The organism is Microcystis sp. LEGE 08355 (assembly GCF_015207185.1).
Classification (GTDB): Bacteria; Cyanobacteriota; Cyanobacteriia; order Cyanobacteriales; family Microcystaceae; genus Microcystis; species Microcystis panniformis.
Window position 1 is genome coordinate 1 of record NZ_JADEXI010000539.1, and the last position, 3,170, is coordinate 3,170.

3 protein-coding genes and 1 pseudogene are annotated in these 3,170 nt (G+C 50.3%); all 4 read right to left on the minus strand.

What is annotated here, in order from left to right; all coding sequences use genetic code 11:
• Positions 1-281: pseudogene (locus IQ242_RS20685) on the minus strand (glycosyl transferase); the annotation flags it as partial.
• Positions 278-427 carry a hypothetical protein gene (locus tag IQ242_RS20690; RefSeq protein ID WP_193961246.1) on the minus strand — a complete coding sequence of 50 codons (150 nt, stop codon included), beginning with the start codon at positions 425-427 and terminating at the stop codon, positions 278-280. The gene IQ242_RS20690 and the pseudogene IQ242_RS20685, both read right to left, overlap by 4 nt.
• A gap of 143 nt (positions 428-570) precedes the next feature.
• The gene (locus IQ242_RS20695) at positions 571-1,848 is read right to left on the minus strand and encodes a glycosyltransferase (protein ID WP_193961247.1); all 1,278 of its coding nucleotides are present in this window, start codon (positions 1,846-1,848) and stop codon (positions 571-573) included.
• Positions 1,849-1,988: 140 nt separating this feature from the next.
• The gene (locus IQ242_RS20700; protein ID WP_193961248.1) at positions 1,989-3,059 is read right to left on the minus strand and encodes a formylglycine-generating enzyme family protein; all 1,071 of its coding nucleotides are present in this window, start codon (positions 3,057-3,059) and stop codon (positions 1,989-1,991) included.
• Positions 3,060-3,170: the final 111 nt, after the last annotated feature.

Here is a 3,170-nt window from a genome sequence, read left to right on the forward strand (position 1 = left end):
AGAATATAAATATCGGCCTCGATATCGGCAAACATTCGCCGGACAACATTGCCTTTTCCCGGCTGGGTTTCCTGACGAACGATCGCCCCGGCTTTCAGTGCCTCCGTCACGGTATCATCGCTAGAGCGGTTGTTATAGACATAAATTGCCGCTTCTGGCAAAAAAGTTTGGAATTGGGAGACAACTTTAGCGATCGTTAGTTCTTCGTTGTGACAGGGAATAATCGCAGCGATACGGTAGTTTTGCAAGGAAATCGGCGGAATAGCAGTCATTTCGATCATGGCTGACGACAACGTTTAATGATGGTTAGGGGGGTGTCCTGGCGTTGGACGGCGTGAATTGTCGGACAATGGGGGAAAGCATAATAATCGGGATCGGCGGCCTTTGCCCAAGCAAAGTCATCGGCATTTTGATCAAGCCATTCCATCCCCTCTTTGAGACTTAATCCCCAGTAATCGGTTTCCTGTTGACCTTGGGCCGCTTTTAAGTCCCAAAAATTAAGGCTGCCAGCGGTTGAACGAGAGTTAAAAAGGGTTTGCAGGACTAGAGGGCAAGTTTTCCCAGGCTTTCCTATGGCTTGCCGGACTTTTCGGGTTTAACCTCCGTCACGCGCCAACTGAGTTTTAAATTCATCCAGAAGTTCCAAACGGTAACTATAGCGATCGCTATTAAGTTAGCAAGATAGCGATTAATATGTAAGACATTGAAGAAAAAGTTTAAGAGCAGCACGTTGAGGATCAAACCGGCCAAACAAATAAGATTAAATTTCAGAAAACGTTTGCAACGCTGCTGCCACTGATTTTGGCCGGTGGACAAATCGCCAAAAGTCCAGCGATCGTTCCAAAGAAAATTATTAATAATGGCCACCTCGGCGGCGATAATCTTACTGCGAGTTACTCCCCAAGCGAGGGTAGTGGGATCGCTGAGGAGATAAAATATAGCCATATCGACGAATACGCCACTAAACCCGACTAAACTAAAGCGAAGAAAGCGAGCGAGGGGGAATTGCCAACGTCTTTTCAGACCACCGAAACGACCGCGGGAACGCAATTTCAGCAGGTGCAGGATATATTCGATGTATTGTTGCCAGGTGACTTTGCTTTCGCCGTCTTGACGCTCTTGGAAAACGTAACCCACTTCGGCGATCTGGTTGATATTGCCGCGGCCGATAACTTCGAGGAGAATTTTATAGCCCATCGGGTTTAAGATCGGCCCTGCGATCGCTTGTCGATTAACCATGAAATAGCCACTCATCGGATCCGATACCCGTCCCACCACATTAGGCAGAATGACTAATCCCAACAGCTGCGCCCCCCGGGAGAGGAAGCGTCGAGTTAGACTCCATTCGCTGACTCCACCCCCTTCCACATGGCGACTAGCCAGGGCGAGATCGGCTCCGGCTCTGGTTTGCTCGAATAATTTTAGTAACACTTCTGGGGGGTGCTGTAAATCGGCATCGATGACCCCAAGGATGTTGCCCCGTGCCACTTGCCACCCCCTCACCACTGCCGAGGATAGGCCTTTTTCTCCCTCCCGGCGCAGCACTCGCAGGTGGGGATATTCAGGGATTAAAGATGCGGCGACTTCCCAAGTGCGATCGGGACTATTATCATCGACAACGATCAGTTCGTAATCGTTGGCAAGGGCCTGGTCAAGTATTTGACTGAGAATGTTGACTAATTGAACGATATTTTGCCGTTCATTGTAGGTGGGAATGACTAGAGACAGGCTGAGAGGATAATTTTTTTCTTCTTCTAGGTTGCCGTCGTCCGGGGGAGGAGGAGATAAAGGTACCTGTAGATCTCCTCTGGGGGGAGTTAAGAAAAGATGAGACTGCTGTACCTTCATGAAAAATTTGACCTCACTCGCGGTTGATTTAGCTACAGACGCACTGACAACGGCAGAAGATTCTAAATACTTTTGGTCTTTTGGCAACCTACCCTATTGAACCATACCTTTGTCGTCTCTTGGGCGGACACAAGCATTGATTAACCGGTACTATCGGCCATGACTCGTAAACCCAAGACGCTGTGGTGTTGATCGGGAAGGCAAAAGGTGCGATTGGCACTGCGTAGGTGTCTTGCTTCATCGCCCCAACTGCCCCCTCGCACTAAACGGGCGGAACGATAACGGGGCTGCAAGCGAGTATCCCTGTCTAACCAAGCACTACCATCCAGGGGCGGGGTTCCCTCGTAATTGCGGTGCCAGCTATCGGCGCACCATTCGCCCACGTTGCCGTGCATATCGTAGAGACCGAAATTATTGGGGGCGAAACTACCCACCGGGGTAGTCCTGGCCAGATAGGCGCTGCTGGGTTCTTCCGCGTAGGGATCATAGACGGCAAAGTAATTGGCGCGCTCGCTGGTGAGGGTTTCCCCGCAGTAAAAGGGGGTGGTTGTACCGGCGCGACAGGCGTATTCCCAGCGTGATTCACTCGCTAGTCGGTAATCTTTGCCGGTGGATCGGGAGAGTCTTTGACAAAATTCGATCGCCTCGTACCAGGAGACTCTTTCAACAGGCAAGTTATCCCCTTGGAAAAAGGAGGGCGCCGGGTTGAGTTCGAGATTAATTTTCGGAAGTTGGGCGATCGCTCGCCACTGTGCTTGGGTGATCGGGTATTTGCTCAGAAAAAAGGCCGCCGTCGTCACGGAATTTTCTGGTTTTTCACTGCCAGTATGGTCGCCTCTTTCTTCATTTTTCGAGCCTCGTCGAAAACTGCCCCCCGGAATGGCCACCATTTCTAGTTCGCTGCCGTTGCCTAGGGGTTCGCGCCAGGAGCGAGCGCTACCCTGACGGCGATCGATAATTTGCCCTTGACGATCGACTGTGACTGTTTCAAAGCTATATTCTGTCCACTGGAGATTTTGCGAATCTACTGGGCGAACTTGCCGCAAAAATTCGTCTATTGCGCCTATGTTCTCGGAATTGGGCTTATTTGAGTTGGCAGAGTAACTGAGTCGAGAGGAGAGAAGGGTAGCTAGTCCGGCACTTCCTCCGGCTAGGGCTGCTAATTTCAGCAAGCTACGTCGGTTTAAGAGGGGATTAGGGCGATAGTTCATATTTTTAGGAGACTGGTCTGATATTTAGGCATTTCTAAGTAAGTAGTTATAATTAAATTGAAGATAGATTTTGGGTTCGATCCCCCCTGCCCCCCTTGATAAGGGGGGTGC